General features: G+C 45.2%; 19 protein-coding genes. 12 read left to right on the forward strand and 7 right to left on the reverse strand.

Annotated elements, in window-relative coordinates:
• The first annotated feature begins 4 nt into the window (after positions 1-4).
• The 7 genes from F8C76_RS09715 to F8C76_RS09745 all read left to right on the forward strand — a co-directional run bounded on the left by F8C76_RS09715 (position 5) and on the right by F8C76_RS09745 (position 8014).
• Complete coding sequence (locus F8C76_RS09715) at positions 5-1573, forward strand: PTS system mannose/fructose/sorbose family transporter subunit IID (RefSeq protein WP_152131565.1); 1569 nt, start codon at positions 5-7, stop codon at positions 1571-1573.
• A gap of 10 nt (positions 1574-1583) precedes the next feature.
• The gene (gene ptsP, locus F8C76_RS09720; protein ID WP_211372145.1) at positions 1584-3311 is read left to right on the forward strand and encodes a phosphoenolpyruvate--protein phosphotransferase; all 1728 of its coding nucleotides are present in this window, start codon (positions 1584-1586) and stop codon (positions 3309-3311) included.
• On the forward strand, positions 3308-3574 hold the full coding sequence (locus tag F8C76_RS09725; RefSeq protein ID WP_170284017.1) for an HPr family phosphocarrier protein: 267 nt from the start codon (positions 3308-3310) through the stop codon (positions 3572-3574). Before ptsP ends, F8C76_RS09725 begins: the two co-directional genes overlap by 4 nt.
• Positions 3575-3583: 9 nt before the next feature.
• Positions 3584-4324, forward strand: coding sequence for a 6-phosphogluconolactonase (locus F8C76_RS09730; protein WP_152131567.1), 741 nt, complete (start codon positions 3584-3586; stop codon positions 4322-4324).
• A gap of 67 nt (positions 4325-4391) precedes the next feature.
• Positions 4392-5777 (forward strand): glycoside hydrolase family 18 protein, encoded by a 1386-nt coding sequence (locus tag F8C76_RS09735; RefSeq protein WP_211372146.1) that lies wholly within the window; start codon positions 4392-4394, stop codon positions 5775-5777.
• Entirely contained in the window at positions 5774-6694 is a 921-nt protein-coding gene (locus F8C76_RS09740; protein WP_152131568.1) for a ThuA domain-containing protein, read from the forward strand. Before F8C76_RS09735 ends, F8C76_RS09740 begins: the two co-directional genes overlap by 4 nt.
• 105 nt (positions 6695-6799) lie before the next feature.
• On the forward strand, positions 6800-8014 hold the full coding sequence (locus F8C76_RS09745; protein WP_152131569.1) for an FG-GAP repeat domain-containing protein: 1215 nt from the start codon (positions 6800-6802) through the stop codon (positions 8012-8014).
• 13 nt (positions 8015-8027) lie between these two features.
• On the opposite strand, the gene F8C76_RS09750 is transcribed toward F8C76_RS09745, so the two are convergent.
• From F8C76_RS09750 to F8C76_RS09780, 7 genes are all read right to left on the reverse strand, one after another.
• On the reverse strand, positions 8028-10193 hold the full coding sequence (locus F8C76_RS09750; RefSeq protein ID WP_152131570.1) for a xanthine dehydrogenase family protein molybdopterin-binding subunit: 2166 nt from the start codon (positions 10191-10193) through the stop codon (positions 8028-8030).
• Between the two features lie 9 nt (positions 10194-10202).
• Positions 10203-10661, reverse strand: coding sequence for a (2Fe-2S)-binding protein (locus F8C76_RS09755; RefSeq protein ID WP_283016259.1), 459 nt, complete (start codon positions 10659-10661; stop codon positions 10203-10205).
• A 203-nt stretch (positions 10662-10864) separates the two neighbouring features.
• On the reverse strand, positions 10865-11713 hold the full coding sequence (locus F8C76_RS09760) for a toxin-antitoxin system YwqK family antitoxin (protein ID WP_152131572.1): 849 nt from the start codon (positions 11711-11713) through the stop codon (positions 10865-10867).
• 138 nt (positions 11714-11851) lie between these two features.
• A complete protein-coding gene (locus F8C76_RS09765; RefSeq protein ID WP_152131573.1) occupies positions 11852-13003 on the reverse strand; it encodes an N-acetylglucosamine-6-phosphate deacetylase in 1152 nt (383 codons plus the stop codon).
• 4 nt (positions 13004-13007) lie between these two features.
• The gene (locus F8C76_RS09770) at positions 13008-14486 is read right to left on the reverse strand and encodes a sodium:solute symporter family protein (RefSeq protein WP_152131574.1); all 1479 of its coding nucleotides are present in this window, start codon (positions 14484-14486) and stop codon (positions 13008-13010) included.
• Between the two features lie 13 nt (positions 14487-14499).
• The gene (locus F8C76_RS09775) at positions 14500-16047 is read right to left on the reverse strand and encodes a DUF4838 domain-containing protein (protein WP_152131575.1); all 1548 of its coding nucleotides are present in this window, start codon (positions 16045-16047) and stop codon (positions 14500-14502) included.
• A 10-nt stretch (positions 16048-16057) separates the two neighbouring features.
• Entirely contained in the window at positions 16058-16819 is a 762-nt protein-coding gene (locus tag F8C76_RS09780) for a 6-phosphogluconolactonase (protein ID WP_152131576.1), read from the reverse strand.
• Between the two features lie 218 nt (positions 16820-17037).
• Here F8C76_RS09780 and F8C76_RS09785 point away from each other — a divergent pair, with 218 nt between their 5' ends.
• The 5 genes from F8C76_RS09785 to F8C76_RS09805 all read left to right on the forward strand — a co-directional run bounded on the left by F8C76_RS09785 (position 17038) and on the right by F8C76_RS09805 (position 24856).
• Positions 17038-18066, forward strand: coding sequence for a LacI family DNA-binding transcriptional regulator (locus tag F8C76_RS09785; RefSeq protein WP_152131577.1), 1029 nt, complete (start codon positions 17038-17040; stop codon positions 18064-18066).
• 320 nt (positions 18067-18386) lie between these two features.
• Positions 18387-21047 carry a PSD1 and planctomycete cytochrome C domain-containing protein gene (locus F8C76_RS09790; protein ID WP_249042392.1) on the forward strand — a complete coding sequence of 887 codons (2661 nt, stop codon included), beginning with the start codon at positions 18387-18389 and terminating at the stop codon, positions 21045-21047.
• Positions 21044-22567 (forward strand): DUF1501 domain-containing protein, encoded by a 1524-nt coding sequence (locus tag F8C76_RS09795; protein ID WP_152131579.1) that lies wholly within the window; start codon positions 21044-21046, stop codon positions 22565-22567. Before F8C76_RS09790 ends, F8C76_RS09795 begins: the two co-directional genes overlap by 4 nt.
• Positions 22568-22591: 24 nt before the next feature.
• Positions 22592-23467 carry a sugar phosphate isomerase/epimerase family protein gene (locus F8C76_RS09800; RefSeq protein WP_249042393.1) on the forward strand — a complete coding sequence of 292 codons (876 nt, stop codon included), beginning with the start codon at positions 22592-22594 and terminating at the stop codon, positions 23465-23467.
• The gene (locus F8C76_RS09805) at positions 23468-24856 is read left to right on the forward strand and encodes a c-type cytochrome domain-containing protein (RefSeq protein ID WP_152131580.1); all 1389 of its coding nucleotides are present in this window, start codon (positions 23468-23470) and stop codon (positions 24854-24856) included.

The following is a 24856-nucleotide window of genomic DNA, read 5'->3' on the forward strand; positions in this document are numbered from 1 at the left end:
TTAGATGATAACCAATATTCTTATAACCTTAATAGCAGTGTTCGGGCATTTTGAGGACTTTTTGGGCACTACCCTGCTCAGTAGACCTTTGGTGCTGGGACCTCTCGTAGGTCTGGTTCTGGGTGATGTTACCCAAGGTATCATCATGGGCGCCACTTTGGAACTCATATTTATGGGAAACATCAAAGTTGGGGCGGCCATTCCCCCAGATGTCATTACCGGAGGTGTTCTGGGAACCGCCTTTGCCATCATGTCCGGCAAGGGAACTGCCATCGCATTGGGATTGGCGGTACCTATCTCCATTTTGGCGGAAATGATCTTGAGTGGACTCTTTATTTTCCGTGCCGTGTTCAATAAAAAATTTGAACAGTATGCTGAAGCGGGAGACATTCAAAAATTTCAGCGACTGCACATTGTTTCTGGTCTACTGAAACCACTTTTAATGGGACTGATTGTCTTTTTGGCACTCTTTCTTGGTGCGGATGCCATGAAAGTGTTCTTGGATATGATCCCCCTTTGGGTGAACGATGGGTTGAAAGTGGCCGGCAACATGCTTCCCGCTTTGGGGTTTGCTTTGCTCATGCACGTCATGTTCAACAAAAAAGTGGCCCACTATTTCTTCTTAGGCTTTATTCTGAGCAGTTATCTAAAATTGCCCATGATCGCCATTGGCGGAATTGGGATCATCATAGCACTCGTCATCACAAAGTTTACAGAACAAAATTTTGATTCCGATGATGGGGACCAGACCACAGATGGTGAGGAAGCCATGTCTTCCCTATCCAAAAAGGAAGTGAGGGGTATTTTTTATCGATCCCTTGCCCTGGAAGCCAACTTCAATTTTGAAACATGTCAAAATACAGGGTTTGCATTTTCCATCATCCATATACTGAAGAAGCTATACAAGACCAAGGAAGATATTTCGGCTGCCCTTAAACGGCACTTGCAGTTTTTCAATACAAGTCCATATGGTTCCACATTGATCTTGGGTGTGGCCGCGGCCATGGAAGAGCAAAATGCAAAGACCAAGGATTTCAACCCGGAATCCATCAATGCCGTAAAAGTGGGTCTTATGGGGCCTATTGCCGGAATATTCGATTCCTTGTTCTGGGGCACTTTAAAAGTAGTGGCTGCTGGTGTTGGAGCTTCTCTGGCGCTTCAAGGGAACATTATAGGTCCGGTACTGTTTATCATCATATACAATGGTCCACACCTTTGGCTCAGGTACAAACTTACCTTTATTGGATATACCCAAGGAAACCGCTTTTTACAACGACTGTCAGGGAGTAAGCTAATGGACAACCTTACATTTGGATCTTCCATTGTTGGCCTCATGGTTGTTGGGGCCATGCCCTCCCTGCTCATGTCGGTGAATACCCCTATTGAAATAGGAACAGGGGATTCCACGGTTGCATTGCAAGGAATCTTAGATCAATTGGCACCGGGGATCATTCCGTTGTTGTTGACCTTTTTGACCTACTTCTTTTTGAAGAAAAACGTGAAAGTCACCCTATTGTTATTGGGACTGCTTGTACTTGGGTTCTTGGGAAGCATGTTCCACATATTCATCTAGACTTGTGAAAGTGGATAAAGAAGGAAAAATAGAAAAACGATTTATGGGGGTGGCCGCATCCCCAGGCATTTCCATAGGGTACGCCCATCTTATCATCAAGACCAGACCAACTTTATCTGGAATTTTGATTGACGACCAATCGATTCCCATCGAACTCGAAAAGTTTGAGGATGCCATCCGTACGTCAATGGAGCAACTTGAGCTGTTGAAGGACAAAGCAAAATCGAACCTGGAAGAATTTGACATTCTGGAATCACATATTGAATTGTTACAAGACCCACAGATCAACGATGAAGTCACAACCTACATTACCGAGGAAAGAAAAAATGCACTGGACGCGGTGACCTTGGTGGCCAACAAAATGGTACAGCTCTTTGAAGGATTGGACGATGCCTATTTACGTGCCCGATCGGCAGATATTCGGGATATTGGAGATCGTATTGCGGAAAATCTACAGGGAAACCACAAAGTAATAACTCCTCTTGGTCCCAATTCCATTGTGTTGGCCAAGGAACTCTCCCCTTCGGACACCATATCCATGGATTTGGAAAAAGTTTTGGGCTTTGCCACGGAAACCGGTGGAGCGGTTTCACATACCGCCATCTTGGCCAAATCCAACAATGTACCCGCAGTGTTGGGCTGTGGTAAGCTATTGGAATCGGTAATCCATGGAGATCATATCATCGTGGATGGAACCCAAGGAACGGTGATTGTAAACCCAAGCGAAAATGTGAAGGAAGAATACCGACAAAAGCAGGTGGATTTTATCAAACACAAGGCCTATCTAAACTCGTTGAAAGAGGTGCCTGCCATTACCAATGATGGGGTTGGTATAACCCTATTGGCCAATATCTCCAATGACCAAGACATGAAGAAGGCCTTGGAATATGGGGCCAAGGGAGCAGGTCTTTTGCGTACCGAGATGATGTATATGGAAAAGGAATCCTTCCCAACTGAAGAGGAGCAATACCAATTCTATAAATCGGTGGCCATCCATGCCCAAGGCACTCCGGTCACCGTAAGAACGCTTGACGTAGGTGGCGATAAACCCTTGGGGTATTTTGACCTTCCCAAAGAGGAGAATCCCTTTTTGGGATACCGGGCCATACGCATTTCCTTGGACCAACAAGAAATCTTCAGCACCCAACTTCGGGCCATTCTGAGAGCCGGTGTACATGGAAATCTTAAGATCATGTTCCCCATGATCTCCAGTGTCATGGAGCTTCGGAAAGCCAAGGAAATTTTGGACCAAGTCAAGGAAGAGCTGTTCTCCGAAGGCATCGCATTTGCCCCGAACATCCCCGTGGGAATCATGATTGAGGTTCCTTCAGCTGCAATCATGGCGGATGTACTGGCCAAGGAAGTGGATTTTTTCAGCATTGGCACAAATGACCTTTGCCAATATACCCTTGCCGTAGATCGTGGCAACGAAAACATAAAACAGCTGTACGACCCATTTGATCCCGCCGTGTTGAGGCTAGTTCATCAGAGTATTGAGCGGGCCAATGACCATAACATATCGGTGAGCGTCTGCGGTGAGCTTGCCTCTGATACCAGGGCAACCCTCCTTTTAATGGGAATGGAACTGAGGGAATTTTCAATGAGCAGTACCTCCATTCCAGAGGTAAAGGATATCATTCGCAAACACAATATCAAGAAAGCCAAAGAAATATGGAATCATGTCATGAACATGGACCATTCAAAAAGTATAACCGACTATCTCGAAAAACATATATGATTTCAAAAGAATACATCATCACGGATCCAGATGGAATCCATGCCCGACCAGCGGCAAACCTGATCAAGATCGGACGAAAATTTCAATCGACCATACAAATCAAAAAAGATAAGGACCCCATTGAACTCAACAGTATGATCGGGTTGATGATGTTGGGGGCAAAAGGGGGTGATTCCATAATGCTGACCATAGAGGGTGAGGACGAATTGGAAGCTGCCCAAGCCATAGAAGATTTTTTTCAAAACGAATTGAGTAAACCATAACAACGATACATGAAAATTACCATTACCAAGGACGAATCGGATTTTGACATCACCGCAGCATGGCGGATCATAGCACAAATCTTGGAGAAACCCAATTCTGTGATCGGGCTTTCAACGGGACAGACCACGATCAACATGCACGCCATAGTTTCCCAAATCCATGAAAAATACCCTTTTGCGGTAGATCAGCTCACCCTGTTCAATGTGGATGAATTGACCAATCTCCCCCGTGAGTATGCCGGTAGTTGCTATACCATGATCAAAAACCAGATTGCAGGTCCGCTAGGGATTCCAGAGGAGAATTTCATCATGCCCCCTACCATGTCCGATGATTTTGAGGCCGAAGCAAAGCTTTTTGAGGAGCGTTTGGCAGAACGGGGCGGGGCCGATCTACAGATGTTGGGGCTCGGCACCAACGGCCATATCGGGATCAATCAGCCAGGAACCCCATTTGAGAGTGAGACCTGGGTTTCCCCCATGGATCCTGATTTTGAAGCACGGGTGCGCAGGGAGACCAATGTATCTGCCGATCATGAACTGGGTGGTCTTACCCGGGGCATCAAAAATATTATGCACACCCGGAAACTGATCCTGATCGTAAAGGGAGAGCACAAGGCCGAGATGGTGGAAAAGGCCATATTGGGCCCCGTAACCATTGATATTCCCGCTTCGGTGGTGCAATTGCACCCCAATTGTGAGGTATTGTTGGATGCTGCCGCTGCATCCCGTATCAAGGATAAGATTTCGTAAGAAAGTTGTAATGATCACTTGGGTTGATCATAAAGGCCATATAAATGAATCGATAAAATCAAAACAAATGAGGAGACTACTATTTTGTTTCGCCGCATTGCTCCTATCTCTTTCAGGATGGGGACAATTCGCCACTACAAGCCTTCCCAAAACTTGGGACCACTATCCTTCGGGAATCCAAAAAAGGGGCTTTGGGCTTCATGCATCAAAACTGGTGCAGATGGACAATGACCCAGGCTTGGAAGACGTACTGTTGTTCAGTGCGCATAATGGGCATTACCCCTACTTCGATCTTTTTAAAAATTACTATGTAATTCTAGATCACTACTCCAAGGAAGTGCAGTACACCTCATCGGTTACCATTTCCACGGAACGGGACATCCTATTGGAAGACCGTGACAAGGATGGCAAATACGAACTCTACCGCAAATATTTCAAGGATGATGCATTTACTGTGGATGAAGAAGGCAACCATCTGGATGTGGAGTGGTTTTATGATACGATTGAATTCGACAAAAAAGTGGTCGTGGCTTATGTGACCTCATGGAAAGAGGGACTGCCAGACCCATCGTATGTGACCCATATCAACTATGCGTTTGGACACGTTACCGATAGCTTTGATGGGGTGCGCATTGACAACGAGGAGCGTTTACAGACCATTGTGGACCTCAAGCAGCAATTTCCTTCCCTGAAGGTAATGCTCTCCATTGGAGGCTGGGGAAGCGGACGTTTTAGTGAAATGGCTGCCGATAAAGGGAATCGAGAACGATTTGCAGCCGACTGCCAACGCGTAGTGGAGGAATTTGGTCTTGATGGAATAGATATCGACTGGGAGTATCCCACAAGCAACTTGGCCAAAATTTCCGCCTCTCCTGACGATACCGCCAACTTTACATTGTTGATGAAAGACATTAGGGATGCCATTGGCCCCTACAAACTGTTGACCTTGGCCACTGTGGCCTCTGGGGAATACATCAATTTTAGGGACATCATGCCTTATACCGATTTTGTGAACATCATGGCCTATGATATGGGAATGCCCCCAAACCACCATTCAGCCCTCTACAGATCTAAACGAACCGGAAATATAACCTCCGAGGAAGCCGTGGATGCCCATTTAAAAGCTGGTGTACCATTGGACAAGCTAGTCATGGGTATGCCTCTCTACGGTAAAGGCGATCGGGACAAAGTCGGGGATGTGGATTACAAGAGCCTCCTGCGGCAGACCAAATATGAGGTAAAATGGGATGAAGACGCCAAGGTTTCTTATTTGGTCAACTCACGGGGCCAGATGGTCTATACGTTTGAAACCCCAGAATCCATAGCATTAAAATGCCAATTCATATTGAACAGGGGATTGCGGGGAGGTATGTACTGGTCCTATGAATCCGACGACGAGGAAGGAGCCATGATAAAAACCATTTATAACATCTTAAGAACCCAAAAGCCATGAAAAAACTAAAAATGGCCCTGCTTGGCCTAATTACATTGTTGGGAGGTGTTTCCCAGATGCAGGCACAAAAGACAATCAAAACGATGATCGTCACAGGGCAAGATGGAAACCATTGGTGGAAAGGCAGTAGTGATGCCTTAAAACAGACCTTGGAGAACAGCGGTCTGTTCTCGGTCGATATAGAAACCACGCCCAATTGGGATGGGGATATTGCCTTGTTCAACCCCAACTTTGACCAGTATGATTTGGTGGTGATCAATTATGGGGGAACCACTTGGGCCGAACCTACCCAAAAGAAGTTCGAGGAATACGTTGCCCAAGGAGGAGGCGTCGTGGTCATGCACTCTTCCATTGTGGCCATGGACGACTGGGCCGAATACAACAAAATGATCGGATTGGGTGCATGGAACGGTCGTAATGAAAAAGACGGGCCTTATGTATATTGGAAAAATGACCGGATTGTCTACGATTATGCTCCCGGAAGTGCCGGGCATCATGCCTTGCAACATCCGTTTACCGTGGTCCACAGAAAGCCAGACCACCCTATTTTAAAAGGCCTTCCACCCGTATGGGAACATTTCAAGGACGAACTTTATGGAAGAACCCGCGGTCCCGCCCAACATATGGAAGTACTGGCCACCGCTTATGATGATCCCGAGTTGGATGGTACAGGTAGAAATGAGCCTATGCTATGGACCGTAAAATATGGAAAAGGACGTGTGTTTGTTACAGCCATGGGGCATGCAGGGAACGACCCTGAACTTCGGTATTCTACAGAATGTACGGGGTTTCAGGTTACCTTGCTTCGAGGGGCGGAATGGGCCGCTTCGGGAAAGGTCACCCAAAGAGTACCCAATGATTTTCCCAGCGAGGGAGTCATCACCTTACGAAAACAATTTAAATATCTACCTCGATAAATCCGTAAGGTTTAAAGGGAATTAAATCAATTGAGTTGGACCAATTATCGGCAATACCTTTTTTTGATATGGCTAAAAAGCATTCAAAACTTTAAAACACAGAACATGCAAAACGTACAGCCACACCATTACATTTTCATAGCACTATTGGGTATCTCTACCGGTGCAAGTTCACAATCCAATGAAACCTCCTATTTTATGGATGTCACGGAAACCCACATTCCCCATGATCCAGAAGCCCATGCTTTGGATGTTGCCTTGTTGGATGTGGACGCAGATGGGGATTTGGATGCCATACTGGCGTTGGAATCAGACATCAATCGGCTGTACCTCAATGATGGCAAGGGGAAGTTCACTTGGAAAAAAGGAGTGTTTGGAGGTGGGTCACATGATACGGAACATGTACGTATTGCTGATTTCAACCATGATGGAATCATGGATATCATCTTTGTGGCAGAAGATGATCAATACCATGAATATTATTTGGGCAATGGTGATGCCACCTTCCAAAATGCCAGTGATAGAATGCTTGGCTTTAGTGAAGGCAATGGATTGGAGGTAGGGGATGTAAATGGGGATGGATTGCCCGACATCGTAATCGGCAATTCAGGAGTTTCCGGACAAAATTTCCTTTGGCTCAATAACAAAAACAAGCCGGGTTACTTTATAGATCATACGGCACAAGGGTTACCCAAAATCAATGATGGTACCCAGAGCATAGCACTAGCCGATTTGGATGGCGATGGGGATTTGGACATGGTCGTGGGCAACGAAATCCCCCCAAACAGACTATTTCTAAACGATGGTAAGGGAACATTTAAGGAAATGGCAGACCAATTGGAGCTCTCTGTTCCGCTCCACACTAGAAAAGTTATTTTGGTGGATGCCGAAAATGATGGGGATTTGGATATTGTATTTGCCAATCTCACCAATAATGGGGGACAATGGGAAAAAGACCCCCGAACCCGTCTTCTTATCAATGATGGGAACGCCAATTTCAAGGACCAAACCGAACAAATGCCTTCCAATACCTTTTCAACCTATGCCGGCAGCCCTATAGATTTTGATCAAGATGGTGACATGGACCTTCTGATGAGTGCTATAGAAATCCCTCCTTTTGCCCCTATGCAAATGCATGCCTATGAAAATGACGGGAACGGGAATTTTACAGACAAGACCCAAGAAATCATCCCAAAAAACACTTTTGGCAGAAGCTGGGACATTGCCATTGGCGATGTAAACGGTGACGACATTGATGATACCCTCATTGGAGGCTGGGGATCACAGTTGCGATTGTTGCTGGGAAAAAGGAGGAACTAAAATAATGGGGCTGTTATCCTTGAGCTTCCAATGTTGAAGGGATTTCCAAAACCGGTGCATCCCGTAACCGTATTCCGGTAGCATTGTGAATAGCATTCAGAACCGCTGGGGCTACTCCAGGAACCCCTGGCTCACCAACCCCTGTCGGCATATGATCGGATGCTATCAAATGGACTTCAATTTCTGGCGTTTCACTATATCTCAACAAGGGATAGTCATGGAAATTAGACTGCTGCACCCTGCCTTCTTTCAAAGTAATACACCCTTTGAGCAATGCCGTCAATCCCCAAACAATGCTCCCCTCAATTTGGGATTTCACCTGACTGGGGTTGATTACCTTGCCGCAATCCACAACAGAAGTGAACTTATGGACTTTCAACTGGCCTTCATTTACCGAAACCTCAGCAATATGGGCACAATAGGAGTAGTTGTACATTATGGCCGAAACCCCAAAGGCACGACCCTCTTTCGTAGTTTTTGTATATCCAGACTTCTGGGATGCCGTTTCCAGGGTCTTTCTTAACCGTCTTGCATCCAGTTGGTAAGGCGACTCCGGGTTTCTGTTTAAGCTGGAAACATCCGCTTCCCCCAACAATTCCAACCGAAATGCAAGGGGGTCCTTTCCAAGTTTATGGGCCACCTCATCCATAAAAGATTCCATACCAAAACCCCAGGGATAAGCCATGACACTCCTCCATGAAGCTCTTGGAAGCAGTTGCTTTGCCGAATTCTGTATGCTTTCATGGAATCGTATGGGTTTGCCATATAAGTAAGATGGATAATTGGATGCCCGAGTAAAATATCCCCTATTGGAAAAACCCAAAAAGGTATTGTTCTTTCCCAAATGGGCAGACCAATATTCCACCGTATACGGATGATATTTGGATGCTGATATGGTATCCTCTCTGGTCCAAATCAATTTTACCGGTCTCCTTACCTTCCCTGACAGTATTATGGCCTCCTCTACAAAATCCGTAAAAAACCTTCTTCCGAAACCTCCTCCTGCAAATTTATTATGGATAATGACCGATGCAAGAGGAAGACCTGTAAGCTCAGCTATTCTTTCCCGGGTCATTTGCGGGGATTGGGTCCCGGCCCAAACCTCAACCTCATACCCTTTATGAAAAGCGACCGAGTTCAAGGGTTCCATACACGCGTTTGCCTGGTATGGAATTGTATATCTTGCCGAAATGGTTTCTTCTATCAGTGCATTGGGAAAATCACTGAACGCTCCACCATCAATGGGGTTTACAGCCTTTTCATTTTTCTCAAACTCTTTGAAGATGGCATTTTCATCCAAAGATGCATTGGCCCCATAATCCCATGTGATCTCCAGCAACTCACTGGCTTTGATTGCCCTCCATGACGAATCGGCCAATACGGCAATTCCCGAACGCACCCCGCCAACAAAGTCATTTTCAAAAACAGGAATAGGCTCAATTTGGACAATCTTAATGACCCCGGGCATCTTTTCAACGGCATCTGCATTGAAATGCTTCACCACACCGCCAAATACCGGACATCGGACAATGCGGGCATATACCATATTGGGAAGGGTCACATCCATGGAATATTCCAAACTCCCGGTAACGATTTTTTTATTTTTGTGGCCCGAAATGGACTTTCCAATGTATTGGTAGTCCGATTCCTTTTTGTAAGCAATGTCTTCCGATGGGTATTCGTCTTTGACCAAAGAGAGTAATTCTTCAAATGCTATTTTTAGCTGGGTCTTGGTTGAATGTACAAATCCATCTTTGGCATAACAATCAACAGGAAGAACATCCCATTTTTTGGATGCGGCCAGAATCAGCATTTCCCGAGCCATGGCAGCAGCTTTTCGTAGGGGTTCCCATAACTTTCTGATGCCATTGCTTCCCCCTGTCCCTTGGGTTCCTGGAAACTTTTCATAGCTCCCATCCGCCAATTGAATCTTGATCTTGTCCCAATCCGCCCCAAGTTCATCGGCCAAAATTTGGGTGAGGCCGGTAGAAGTTCCTTGGCCTATTTCAGATTGGGGGCAACTGAATTCCACAGTACCATCTGGCATTATCCTTAGAAAGAAGTTAGGTTCCCATGGCTCCACGGGTTCTGTCTCACAGCCCATAAAACCAATAAAGGAACTGATTAACAACCCTCCAGCCCCAAAACTCGTTGATTTCAAAAAAAATCTGCGCTCCATATCAATATACTATATGCTTTTGACTCTTAAGATGGCTTTTTCAATCCGGTTGTAGGTTCCGCACCGACAGAGATTCCCATCCATGGCTTTTTTGATATCCTGAAGGGAAGGATTAGGGTTTTGGTCCAATAAGGAGACGGCACTGATGATTTGACCACTCTGGCAGTATCCACATTGGGGAACATCTTCCGCTATCCAAGCTTCTTGAACCGGGTGCAACTTATGTTCCGTCCCTATTCCTTCAATGGTTACAATGGTTTTATCTGTAACTGTTTCAACGGGCAATGTGCAGGACCGGATCGAGACACCATCCACCATGACGGAACATGCCCCACATTGTCCAATCCCACAACCATACTTTGTTCCCTTTAGACCCAGACTGTCCCTTAAGACCCAAAGTAAAGGTGTTGCGGGGTCATCTTCAATTGTGTAGTACTTACCATTGATGTGAAGTGATATCATGTTTATCGGAGTTTTGACGATAAACTTATAGGGTAGTCCCCAGGATTCCTTCCTGTTTTTCGAAAATAGGAGATGAATTGTACGTATAAAGATCAATATTGAAATTCTTAATCCCAAGTTGATTCCCCAACATCAATATGACATTAACAAGAAAGGCCGGGATTTTAAATCCCGGCCTTTCTTGTTGCACGAACCATATTTTAAAATCCCTAGAAAATGGGCAGGTATCCGTCCAAATAATCGATGGTTTCCAGTAACTTCCCATTACTGTCATAGTAATTCACCGTGCCATCCCCATTTACCAAGCTTCCTTTTTCCAAGCGGTTTCCTTTTCCATCAAAACAGGAAATTACATCCATAAGCCTACCTTTATCATGCAAAAGCACATGATATAGTTGACCGTTATCGTGATAATGTTTCCATTCTCCATCCTTTGACCCTTTTTCATAATTGCCTATCTCTGCCAACTTTCCATTCCCGTGGTAATATTTCCACTCTCCAAAACCATCCCCGTCCTCATATGCCCCTGTTTTCTCCAAGGTTCCATCCTTATAATATTTCTCATAGATTCCTTCACGCACCTGATCTTTATAGTTTATCAGCTCCGAAAGTTTACCGTCTTCATAGTACATTTCCCATTGTCCGTCACGTCTGTCATTTTTGTAAGCCCCTATTTCCTTAAGTTGTCCATTCTTGTAATATTCCTTCCAAGTGCCTTGCTGATCGCCATTTGAATAACTTCCAATCTTAATCAATTGGCCGTTCTCCGAATACTCTTTGTATGTCCCATGGATCCTTCCTTTCTGATATACCCTTACCTCGGCCAACTGCCCGTTCTCATGGTAAACCTTTGCCTCGCCAATCGGCATACCCGCTTCCATAGTGGCTATGGCCGCCAACTGACCACTTCTATAATATTTTTTCCAAGTACCCGTTGGCATCCCATTTTCCAAAACGCCAACCTCATCCAGTTCTCCGGTATCATAATAGGTTTTGTGCTCTTGGGCATTTGCACTTATACCAATTACCATGAATACGACCAATAATAGTTTCTTCATATTTTCCCTTTTCGGTTAATCTGTCTAAAATGAATTTTTGTAGACCAGGTCTTTAGTGGAACGAATAAAACCCCGTTATCGTATGGACGCAACGGATGCACTTTATTTTACCTTAGGCCCTTTTAAAGAAAACCAATTCTAACTACTTGATGGGTAGACCACTCTTCCTGATTTTATGGTCTGAACAATTTCAATGGTATTTGATCTACGTTCAAAAACCACAAGATCGACCTTTCCATTTTCGCTGAGGCCATAACTTTGAACATTCATGAGTTCCAAAGGTTTTTCGGAGGCCATACGCCATGCCACTGACAGGGGAACCAAGCCCGAGTTCACCAAATGATCTATGCAATTAACTAGCGATTGTGCCGAACCGGCCAAAAGCCTTGGATTCTTCTTCATGAAGAGCCTTCCTTCCTTGCCCAGTTCAATGGCACCTCCAATATGGGAAGTATAGGTTCCCGGAGGTAATCCTGCAAATTGGGTACAGTCACTTACCAAAACACTATTCTCAGGCTTCACCTTGATAAAAACCTTCAACACGGATTCTGGAAGATGAAACCCATCGGCGATAAGGGAAATCCACAAATCATCCGAAGCCAATTGTTCCCAAATATAATTGGGGTGACGGGGCAAGTTAAGGTGGGCGGCATTCCCCAAATGGGTGGACATGCGGGCTCCTGCCTTCACGGCATCCTTGATCTGCTCTGGGGTCGCTTCAGTATGGCCAATGGAAACCAACACCCCAGAAGCAGCGCATTTTTCAATAAAATCATAAGTTCCCTCCCGTTCAGGGGCAAGGGTGATCAATTTTATCCTGCCTTTGGCATATTCTTGCCATGCTTTAAAAAGCTCCCAATCTGGATCTTTAATATGTTCAAGGGGATGCGCACCTCTTGGGCCTTCTTCCGCGGAAAGGAACGGGCCTTCCAGATGGATGCCCCCAATGGAACCATTCACAAGTTTATCTTCTTCGCAGGCTTCCACAATCGCCCTGAGGGCATTCTTTATATTCTCATCTGAATTGGTAATCAAAGTGGGATAGAACGTGGTGACCCCCACTTCCCATAAGCATTGGACAACTTTCGCTACCTCTTCCTTGGTGAGGTTCCCACTATTAAAATCGATTCCCTTATACCCATTTACCTGAAGGTCCACCAATCCTGGAGCTATCCGATGAAACGACTCATCCGAAGGCACATCCACTATATTGGATATAACCCCATTTTCAAAATGGATTTCAATACCCTTTCCACTTTCGAAATGTGTGCCTCGCAACCGGGTTCCCATCGTATTATGCTTTTGACTTGCTATCCAATTTAAGGTGTAAATCCTTTACTTCAGCAGGTACAGGTTTATTATTCAACAGTCCCCATAGCACAAAAAGAAAAAAAGACACCAAGGTCGGACCTCCAATTTCCAAGGCAAGGGAATGTGTTGGAACTAGTTTCAATCCCATAAAAGCCAATAGCCCTCCAACTATGGAAATCAATGCCGCCCTTCCATCACTTTTGGCAAAAGCAGGCAACAATCCCAAGATCATGGGAATGGAAATGGGCCCTAACAACGCAGCAAACCAGCTGACAATCAACCCAAACACCCCTCCAAAATAGCTGGAATTCAGCGCTGTAATGATGGTACATAGGGTAAAACAAAAGGTGGTGACCCTAGCAAGGCGGAGCAATTTTTTATCCGTAAACGTTCTTATTTTAGGAAACAACACAGGAAGTATGTCCCTACTGATCACAGCCGATACGGTATTTGAATCCGAAGCGGTCATGGACAAAGTATTGGCAAACAACGAAGCCAACACAAGGCCCACCAAGCCGGAGGGCAAAAACTCTTTGACCAGCATTCCGTAGGAAAGCGTGGGGTCCGAAAGGTTTTCAAAGAACAAGGGCGCACTGAACATGGGATAAAAAAGCACCAAGGGCCAAACAAAATAAAGTATGGAAGATAATATGGCAGCCTTTTTGGCCATCTTTCCCGATTTGGAAGAAATGAACCGAGTAGCCAAATTCCAGGTGCCTCCACTATAGCTGAAAAAATTAATGATCAATATCACACAGACAAAACCAAAGGTATAGGGTTCATTGAATAAGTTGGAATGCCCTTCTGGTAATCTATCCCATACGGTAAAGATTCCATCGAGACCATCATCCAGTTTTAAGATGATCACCACAAACATGGTGATACCTGCAAGAAGTTGCACCATAAATTGTCCAAAATCATTCCAAACATCCGCCCAAAGACCTCCAATGGTAATGTATATAAGTGAGATCATTCCCACCAAGATGATACCAAAACTAATGGAAGCTCCACTGAAAACATTCAACAAAACCGCAATGGCGGCCAATTTCCCTCCAGTATCAAAAACCTTGATGATAGCCCCTGTCCATGCAATCAGTTGTTGGGTTTTCAGGTCATATCGTTTCAGCAAATATTCTGTTGGGGACTGCACCCCAGAAAAAATACGGAGACGGGACCATCGTGGGGCAATAAAGAATGCCGCCATCAAAGTAGCCAAGGCAACGGTAAAGGCCCACCAAACATACAAACTGAAGCCATGGGTGTAGGCGATACCCGCATAGGCGACAAAAACGGCTCCACTATACCCTGAAACATGGTGTGAGATACCCGACAACCACCAAGGAAGTTTTCCTCCAGCGGTATAAAAGTCTGCCGAATTCTTTACCCGAAAATAGGCCCAGAGACCTATGCCCAAGAGCATTAGGAAATAGAAAGACAAAACAATCCAGTCGAGTATCTGCATCTTGATTATGAGATTATTTGGCCTTTGCAAGTCGGTCATAAAGGCCTTTGACCTGCTGGACCCGTATGTTGTTCTGTTCTTGCAGTTCCGCATCATAAAGAAACCCCTTGTTGATCTCCATGAACCGCTTGTTGAGCGTTTCGGCTTCAGCTAGAATAGCGTCCAATTTTGCAAGCAAAGCTGGAGTTTCCACTACTGAAAAATCTTTGGAATTGTACCGGGCCTCCACTGCTTTGAAATCCAAATAGTGCATCCGCAAATCGGCCATGAGCTTAAAATGCTCAAATTCCTGCTGGTTTCTGCGGGGTTCAATCTGGTTGACTTCTTTCCGAATTGGGTCATATTTGGCCTTTACTTCATCAATACTGGCACTTTTTTCAGGTTTTCCGTTCGCAATCAACTCTGAATCCGCCGAAAGGAATTTCCATAGCACCTGACTGTCCTTATGGCTTAAACCAAACCGTTCTTTCCCATATTGCAAAGCAAAGGATTGCCCATCAATGGGGGCATCCTGTTCCAAGGCCTGGGCATAGCTTGCGATCAAAATTCGGAAACCGGACATGGGATAGTTGTTCCTTATCTGTACCATATCCAACACGTCATATCCAGAATCCCAAGTAAAACCATATACACCGGAAGTGGACCAAGAAGTCATGACCATACCTTTGTAGCCCGCTTGTCTGGCATAAGGAATAAAATCGCTCTGATTTTGAAAATGCTTTGGCCATTTGGTCACATACCAATTATCCGGATGGGACCGTATGGACGGAGAGCCCCAAAAGGTAAACCCAATTTTCTGAAGGGAAGGAATGTCGCCAAAGTGACTTATTTTCCATCCATAATTCCAATCCACAAAAATGGTTTCCGCTGGTAAATCAGCAGCTGCTTCGGGGTGTTCCAAGATAATATCGGCCCACATTACCGGTATTTTTCCCAATTCGATTACGATTTCAGATATCATTTTCATATGGTCCACAAACAGTTTGGACTTGCCATACTTTTCCGATTTCTCTTTACATCTTGGGCAATGCCCCAACAAATAGGTCTCGTCCCCACCAATATGGATGTAATCCGAATTGTGTGTTTCCGCCAAGTCTGAAAACAACTCGGTAAATAGAGCTTTGCTCGCTTCATCTTCCATGGGACAGAGTTGGGAAATATCCTTTTGGTCTTCTTTCAATTCACTATATCTAGGATTCCTTAGGATATATTCCACATGTCCCAAACTCTGCTGTAACGGAATCACCTTTATACCCAAGTTGTCGCAGTAGGAGATAAAATCATCAATTTCCTCTCGGGTATATGAATATTTATTGGAAATGGTAGGATGGTTCTTGAACGGATAGGTCCCTTCCCATTCCATGACCAAAGTATTCATCCCAAAATCTGCCAACTCCTTGGCAAATTCCTTCAAGGCCTCTGGCGTCATGACCTGTATCCTTAGGTCAATATGAAAACCTCTTACCTTAAAATCAGGGTTATCCTGTCCCCGCAAGGTCAGAGGAGCCTTGAGGCATAAAACCAGAATCAACAAGGTCCTTAATAAGTGTTTTGAAATCATATTTCTTCTTTTAAATTGAAATTTCCATGACTTTTTGATACGCATCCTCATCAAAGTAAAACGTGCAATCCGGATGTGTGGTCAAAATAGATGCCGGGCAACTTTCCGCAACCGGTCCCGTCAATGTATTTTTTACCGCCTCACTTTTATTTGTTCCCAAAACAACGCAGAACATTCTTTTTCCACGGACCAGAGCGGGTACGGTCAAAGTCAAGGCTTCTTTGGGGACATCATCCAATCTCTCAAAACATTGGTCATTTACCTGTTGAATCCTACAAGCTTCATCCAATTTCACCACCTTAATGGTCTTGGAATCGTTAAAATCTGCCACAGGAGGGTCATTGAAAGCAATGTGTCCATTTTCACCAATCCCCAAACAAACCACATCAATTGGTTTTTCATTGATCAAAGCTGAATATCGGGAAAGCTCACTTTCCACTTCGCCAAATGGGTCGATCAAGATTTGTTTCTTCAAGGGAACCTTTGAAAAAAGTCTGCTTTTTAAGTATTCCGAAAAATGTTGTTTAGCTCCTTGGGGCAGTCCCAAATACTCATCCATATGAAAAGCCGTTACCTTGCCCCATTCAATATGCTTTGAGGCTGACAAATAATCCAACATGGCATCTTGTGAGGGTGCTGCTGCGAAAATAATCCGGATATCGTCTTGCCACTGCTGAAGTTTAACAAGGTGCTCTTCAACTGCTCTTCCTGCTGCCTCCCCTGCTTCCATTCGTGAAGCATACACATTTATATTATCTTGGTTTTCCCCCATTCTTCCCTAACCAGAAAATGATTAGGACCCAAATATAGAGTTAGCACAATATTTATGCAAACGTTTGCATAAATAATTTCGAATCAAAACGGACCAAAGAATCCCCTAGCATTAAAAATCCGCTAAATTTGTCTGTAAAATTGGAAAAAAAGTCCAGTGTTCGATTAATGAACAATTCCAACATTTAAAATAAACGCAAACGTTTGTAACTCATTGTGATGTCCAACCCAAGAATAACCCTTAAAGATTTGGCCAGGGAGCTCCAACTATCCCCATCCACCATTTCGAGGGCCATTGCTGGGCATCCTGCCATAAGTGAATCCACCAAGAAAAAGGTACGGAAAAAAGCCGAAGAACTTGGTTTTGTACCCAATTCCATAGCCGCGGGTTTCCGAAAAAAAAGAACCCACTCCATTGGGGTCATTGTTCCCCAAATAGATATCCATTTTCACTCATTGGTCATTAGTGGCATTGAAGATCTTGCCTACAGGGAAGGCTACAACATTACCATATTCCAATCCAAGGATTCCATTGAAAGGGAAAAGGAAATTGCCAAGATCCTTCAGAATAGGTCGGTGGAAGGCATTATTGTATGTCTTTCCAATGAAACCAAGAGCTATACCCATTTTAAAAAGTTGGTCAAACTTGGGATTCCCATCATATTCTACGATCGGGTCCCTTTGGATTTTCAGGCCAATAAAGTGGTCATAGATGATTTTGGCTCTGCTTTCAAGGCCACGGAACATCTTATCGAACAAGGATGTCAAAGAATAGGGCATATAGCAGGGAATCAGGGCACCTCAATATTTAAGCATCGTTTTGAGGGGTACAAAGCTGCATTACAGGCGCATGATATTCCTTATGACCCCAATTTAGTCCTTGAGACCCAAAACCTCAGTTATGAAGAAGGGGCTTCCTGCGCCCATAAATTCATTGCCTCACCCCAAATACCTGATGGGATTTTCTGCTCCAACGACTATACGGCCATCAGCGCAGTTCAAGTTTTCCAAAAAGCCGGACTTAAGGTTCCCGAACAAACAGCAGTGGTAGGGTTCAGTAATTACCCTATATCACAGGTAATCCAACCCAACCTTACCACGGTAAATGACCGGGCATACCAAATGGGAGAGGCAGCCGCTAAATTGTTGATACGACAAATCGAGGATGAAGACAATGCCATCGACTTTGAAACCATCACCCTTAAAACGGATTTAGTAATCCGGGAATCCTCGCTTCGAAAAAAGTAATCCCAGAATCACTGTTTTGTAGATTACCAACCTAAAACTTATGTGCACCTCAAGTTTAGTACTGTGCAATTTTCCTTGTTTCGAAAAAAACACAAATCTTTCAAAAGTTCAAAAAACAAACCACAAAAAAGTTTTCGTACAGCCTTAAGAAACTTCAATGATTACATACATTTACAAAACGGCAAAAAAAGTACTATTTTTTGCATCATTTAATGTAGATTTCCATAATAATTCTATATAATATTTACAAATACTCAAAAAAAATGCCGATTCGACATTTTCGCATATTTCTTGGAGCATCGATTTTGTCCGCTATGCTCATGGGTTGTAACACTGGTGAAAAAGTTGATTTTGCCAGTGAGGTAAGACCTATTCTGAACAAACATTGCATTACCTGTCATGGAGGGGTCAAAAAAAGTGGTGGCATTAGCTTCCTTTTTGAAGAAGAGGCCTTAGCCGAAGGCGAATCGGGGAAAAAGGCCATTATTCCTGGCAATGCGAGTGCCAGTGAATTCATCCGTCGTCTTCATGAAGACGACCCTGAATTGCGGATGCCCTATGAAAAACCGGCATTGAACCAAGAAGAAATAGATTTATTGGAGCGTTGGATCAATCAAGGTGCCCAATGGGGCAAGCATTGGGCCTATACCTCTCCCCAAGATATTGAGGTTCCACAACAGGACCAAGTGGCTGGTTTTTTACCTGAGAACAGTGACTTCGTTCAGAACGACATTGACCATTTTATCATGGCACGTCTGGAGGAAAATGAGTTGTCTCCCAATGCACCCGCCCCAAAAGGTATCATTGCCAGACGATTGGCCTTTGATTTAACCGGGCTACCTCCCAAAGCAATCTGGTTTGATGCCTATACCCAAGGGGAAATGGAATATGAAACTTTGGTGGACAGCCTTTTGGCACAACCTTCCTTTGGTGAAAAATGGGCCAGTTGGTGGTTGGACCTTGCCCGCTACGCGGACAGTAAAGGGTATGAAAAAGATCAAGGCAGGACCATGTGGAAATACCGGGACTGGGTCATAAAAGCCCTGAATGAAAATATGCCCTATGACCAGTTCACCACGGAACAACTTGCCGGTGATTTATTGCCTGACCCGTCCATGGACCAACTTATTGCCACAGCCTTTCACCGAAATACCATGAACAACGATGAAGGGGGTACAGAAGATGAAGAATTCAGGGTAGCTTCCGTACTGGATCGCGTCAATACCACCTTCCAAGTATGGCAAAGCACTACCATGGAATGTGTACAGTGCCATAGTCATACGTATGATCCTTTTAGGCATGAGGAATACTATAATATGATGGCTTTTTTCAACAATGCCATGGATGAAGACACGCCCCATGAGGATCCTGTGCTAAAATTCTACAGCGAAGATGATCAAAAGACCTTAGATCAGATCTTTCAATGGAATCTAAAACATGGAAACCAGGAAGTAGCCGATAAATTCAATAAATTTTTAATATACAACGAGCCGTTTTATCAGGTTCACCACGCCAAGAACTTTGTCAATGGCGAACTGGCCGACACCAAATACCTCTCCCTTTGGCCCAATGGTTCCTGTTACTATGATGACATATATACCCAAGGTGCGCCCAACCTTTATTTTAAGTATTGGGCCAATGACAATGGCACGGTCATGACACTTCGAAAAGACAATGATACGGGCGAAGTCTTGGCGCGTTTCAATATTGATAAGACTCCTCGAGAGATTATCCGTAAAGTGCCATTTGTCCAGGTACAAGATTCGATTCGCTTGTTTTTTGAAGCTGAAAACACAACGCTGCCCCAACAGACAGGGACCAGTTTTATATCTTGGTTTGCCTTTTTGCCCGACCTTCCCGGCGAAGGACAACCTGGCCACGATCAAATCCAGAAAAAATTCCTGGATCTCCTGAACACGGTTACGCCAACGGTGCCCATCATGATAGAAAATCCGGATTATATGACCCGTACAACCCGAGTTTTTGAACGGGGAAATTGGCTCACCTTGACCGATACCGTCACACCGGCCACCCCGGCGATATTGAACCCCTGGAAACAGGAGTGGCCCAAAAACAGATTAGGTCTGGCGCAATGGTTGGTGAGTAAGGAAAACCCCTTAACGGCACGCACCTTGGTAAACCGGGTTTGGCATCAATTGTTCGGAAATGGTTTTGTGGCTTCGCTTGAAGATATGGGGTCACAATCCGAACCGCCTTCACATCCAGCTTTGCTGGATTGGTTGTCACTCCGGTTAATGAATGAAAATGAGTGGCAGTTGAAGTCGCTCATCAAGGATATCGTGATGTCCGGCACCTATCGTCAAAGTTCTGAAGGCAATCCAACCTTGCACCAAATAGACCCAGAGAACAGACTCTATGCCCGTGGCCCACGATTGCGTTTGACTGCGGAACAGGTTAGGGACCAAGCCTTGGCCGTTTCGGGACTGTTGAGTTCAAAAATGTATGGTCCCAGTGTTATGCCCCCACAACCTGATGGGGTCTGGCAGACCGTCTACAGCAGTGAGACTTGGGCGGAAAGTAAAGGAGAGGATCGTTATAGACGGGGTCTTTATACCTATATCAAACGCACTAGTCCATATCCCAGCTTTATGAGTTTTGATGCTAGTAGTCGTGAGGTATGTACCATCCGAAGAACCGTCACCAACACCCCTTTACAAGCTTTGGTGACCCTTAACGACCCTGTATATCTTGAGGCGGCCCACCAACTGGCCAAGGATATGCAAAAAGCGGAAAATATTGAAACCGCCATTGCCCGGGGCTATGAAAAGGCCGTCTTTAGGGAATTGAGCCCAGATAAAAAACAGGCGTTGTCCGAATTGTATGAAGAATCCTTGGCCACCTTTAAAATGGACACGAAGGCCATGGATGACTTTTTGGGAACCGCTGATGCAGAATTGGCCGCGTTGACCGTTGTGGCCAACGCCATTATGAACCTTGATGAATTTATTACAAAGTCATGAGCAAAGATTCTTTGGACCGATTGATCCACGAAAAACTGATGCGTGAAGTACAGGCGCAGACCCGTCGACATTTTATGAAACAGTGCGCCACGGGAATGGGTGGCTTGGCATTGAGCGGTTTCTTGGCTTCCTGTAATTTTCAAAATAATGGCCCTGCAGCAGCCCTAAAAAAAGGCTTGCAATTGACCGAAAGGGACCTGAATCCCTTGGCCACATTGCCTCCCCCTTTTGCTCCCAAGGTGAAATCGGTCATCTATCTGCACATGGCAGGATCGCCTTCGCAGTTGGAGATGTTCGATTATAAGCCCGAATTGGCCAAATTACACAACCAAGATTGCCCACAATCGCTTTTGCAAGGCAAAAAATTTGCGTTTATCCGGGGTACCCCAAAACTTCTTGGGCCCCAAGCCGAATTTGAACGGGTCGGTGAAAGTGGAAATTGGGTCTCGGAAAACCTGCCCCATTTCAAAAAAGTAGTGGATGAAGTAGCTTTTCTAAAAGCCGTGAATACGGACCAGTTCAACCATGGACCTGCCCAATTGTTCATGCATACGGGAACCCCACGCTTGGGAAGACCTAGTGTTGGATCATGGGTCACCTACGGACTAGGGTCTGAAAACCAGAATTTACCTGGTTTTGTGGTACTCACCTCTGGTGGACAGGCACCCAGTGCGGGAAAAAGTGTTTGGGGAAGTGGATTTTTGCCTTCGGTTTATCAAGGGGTACAGTGTAGATCCAAAGGAGACCCTGTACTCTATATTGATGATCCCAAAGGCATGTCCCGTGACCTAAAAAAGAGCACTATTGATGCCATCAATAAAATCAACAAGGCGGAATACGCCCAATATGCCGACCCGGAGATTCTGGCCCGCATCAACCAATATGAAATGGCCTATCGCATGCAGATTGCCGTTCCAGAAGTAATGAACATCAACAATGAACCGGACAATATCAAGGAAATGTACGGGGTGGAACCTGGAAAGGAATCTTTTGCCAACAACTGTCTGCTGGCGCGAAAACTGGTGGAACAAGGGGTACGCTACGTACAATTGTTCGATTGGGGCTGGGACAGTCACGGAACAGACCACAGTACTGCCGTGGATTTGGGACTTCGGAACAAATGTCGACAAATAGACCGACCCATGACCGCTCTCCTATTGGATTTAAAACAACGTGGTCTTTTGGATGATACCTTGGTGGTTTGGGGCGGTGAATTTGGCCGTACTCCCATGAAGGAAAACCGTGAAGGCAAGGAAATGGGCTTTATGGGCCGCGATCACCATGGTGATGCCTTTACCATGTGGATGGCCGGTGGGGGCATCAAAAAAGGTGCCTGCCATGGGGAAACCGATGAAATCGGGTTCTCCGCAGTGGATGGGGCAGTCTCTGTGCACGACGTCCATGCCACCATGCTCCACTTGCTCGGCTTCAACCATGAACAGTTCACCTTCGATTTCCAGGGAAGACCTTTTAGATTGACCGACGTACACGGAGAAGTCATCAAAGAAATATTGGCGTAATCGCAACCAAACTTTAATATACTCATGAAAAAACACCTTTATCTAGCAATGATTCTTTTTGCCACTACTCTCTATCCCCAAAAAGGGGAAATCCTATTTTTTCAGACCAACTGGGGAAACACCCTGAGCTGGGATGCATTTTGCGAACGGGCCAAAACCTCAGGTTTTGATGGTATTGATGTTTGGCTTCCGAATGAGGCAGAAAGTCAACAGCAACTGAAAGCTGCATTGAAAAAGCATAATCTAAAGCTCAATTTGATGCATGGGACCGACAATAGCCTTCCCTTTGAGGAAAGCTTGGAGGCCTATAAAAAGAAATTGTATGTATTGGTGTCGTGGAAACCCGTGGTCATCAATAGTCAAACCGGTAGCGACTTTTTCTCCATGGAGCAGAACACCGCTTTCATAAAAGCTGCCAATGCCATCAGCAAGGAAACGGGCATTCCCATTTATCATGAGACCCATCGGGGACGGTTCAGCTACACCTTGCCCATTACATTGGACTATTTAAAAAAGATATCCGATTTACGCCTTACTGCCGACATCAGCCATTGGATGGTGGTCCATGAATCCTTATTGGAAGGCAGGGATGCCATGCTTTCCGATGTAATTGCAAAGACCGACCATATCCATGCACGCGTAGGCCATGCCGAGAGTCCCCAAGTAAACGACCCCAAAGCTCCAGAGTGGAAAAGAGCCGTTGATCGCCATTTGGACATCTGGGAAAAGGTCATCAGAAAATTTTGGGCGGAAAACAATCGCCCTATGACGGTTACCTCGGAATTTGGGCCACCCTATTACATGCCCGCCCTACCGTATACCCAACTTCCCGTATCGGACCAATGGGAGGCCAATGTCTATATGATGAACATTATAAAACAAAGACTCGGCATAGATTAAATGGATATTCTTTCACAGCTATTGGGGCGGCTGCATCCTCTAATTGTACACCTGCCCATTGGGTTCTTGGTCTTGGGCGTACTTTTATATTGGACCGACCGTAAGACAAAACAGTACACCGGGCTATTGGCCACCTTGTTCCTTTGGGCGGGGTTGGTCTCGGTCTTGGCCTGCATAAGTGGATTCCTGCTATACCAAAATGAGGGCTATGGCTTTGATACCGTCAAGGGTCACCTGTGGTTTGGAATCATCACGGCCGTGTTTTGCTTTGCATTGTATTTAAAATGGAAGTCGGATTCCGTAGCAGTGTTGCAAAAAGTGTCCTTTCCGGTCATGGTTGTTTTAGGGTTGGTGTTGATTTCCATCACAGGGCATAAAGGAGGCAATATCACCCATGGTGAAGGATATCTTACCGAACCCCTTCCCCGAGGGGTAAAAAAAGCACTGGGCATTCCGGTTTTTGAAGAACTCCCCATAACATTGACCGAAGATTCATGGGAGAACGCCGACCTCTATACCGAAGTGGTGCATCCCATCCTCAACAATAAATGTGTAAGCTGCCATGGTCCCAAACAGGCCAAAGGAGAGTTAAGGCTACATTTGGAAGATGGCATTCTCTCTGGTGGTGAAAACGGAGAGGTGATCATGGCCCAAAACCCCGATGGCAGTGAACTTTTTACCCGGATTATTTCACCCAAAGATGCGGATGGCCATATGCCACCCAAGGAAAAAGAGCAACTGACCAAGGAAGAAGTTGCCGTGCTAAAAGCTTGGGTTGAGGCCGGGCACCCTTTTGACGGCAGTATCGCATCGCATGGATTGGATGAAAGCCTGTTTGAGCCCTTCTTTCCCAAGGATGTGGAAGATTTTTATCCCGAGGCCACTTTATCAGCTTTGCCCTTGGACAGTCTACGTTCCGTGAAGGAAACAGGATTGCATGTGGAGTACCTCAGCAAGGATTCCCCTTGGTTACGGGTCACTGCCATCAACAAACCTGGCTTTTCTTTGATGGATACATTGGCCTTGACCCCCATAAACGATTTTATCGTGGAATTGGATTTGTCCCATACGGCCATCAATGATTCCATTTATCCGTATTTGGGCCATTTACCCCACTTGACCGTGCTGAACTTGGGACAAACCGAAGTCACGGACCAAGGCATTGAGGAATTATCCCAGCTTTCGCATTTGAAACACCTCAACCTGACCCGCACCGGAATCACTTCAAACGTGTTTAACAAATTGGAAAGTTTCCCATCCCTGCAAAAAGTATATGTTTTTGGGACTTCGTTGCCTTCGGATGGTCCAAAAGAAATCCATAAAGGATTGGAGGTGGATTATGGCGGGTATACCCTTCCGCGAATTGCTTCGGATTCCATTATTTATTGA

It is taken from the genome of Flagellimonas olearia, from assembly GCF_009184425.1.
In the GTDB taxonomy this organism is placed as follows: Bacteria; Bacteroidota; Bacteroidia; order Flavobacteriales; family Flavobacteriaceae; genus Flagellimonas; species Flagellimonas olearia.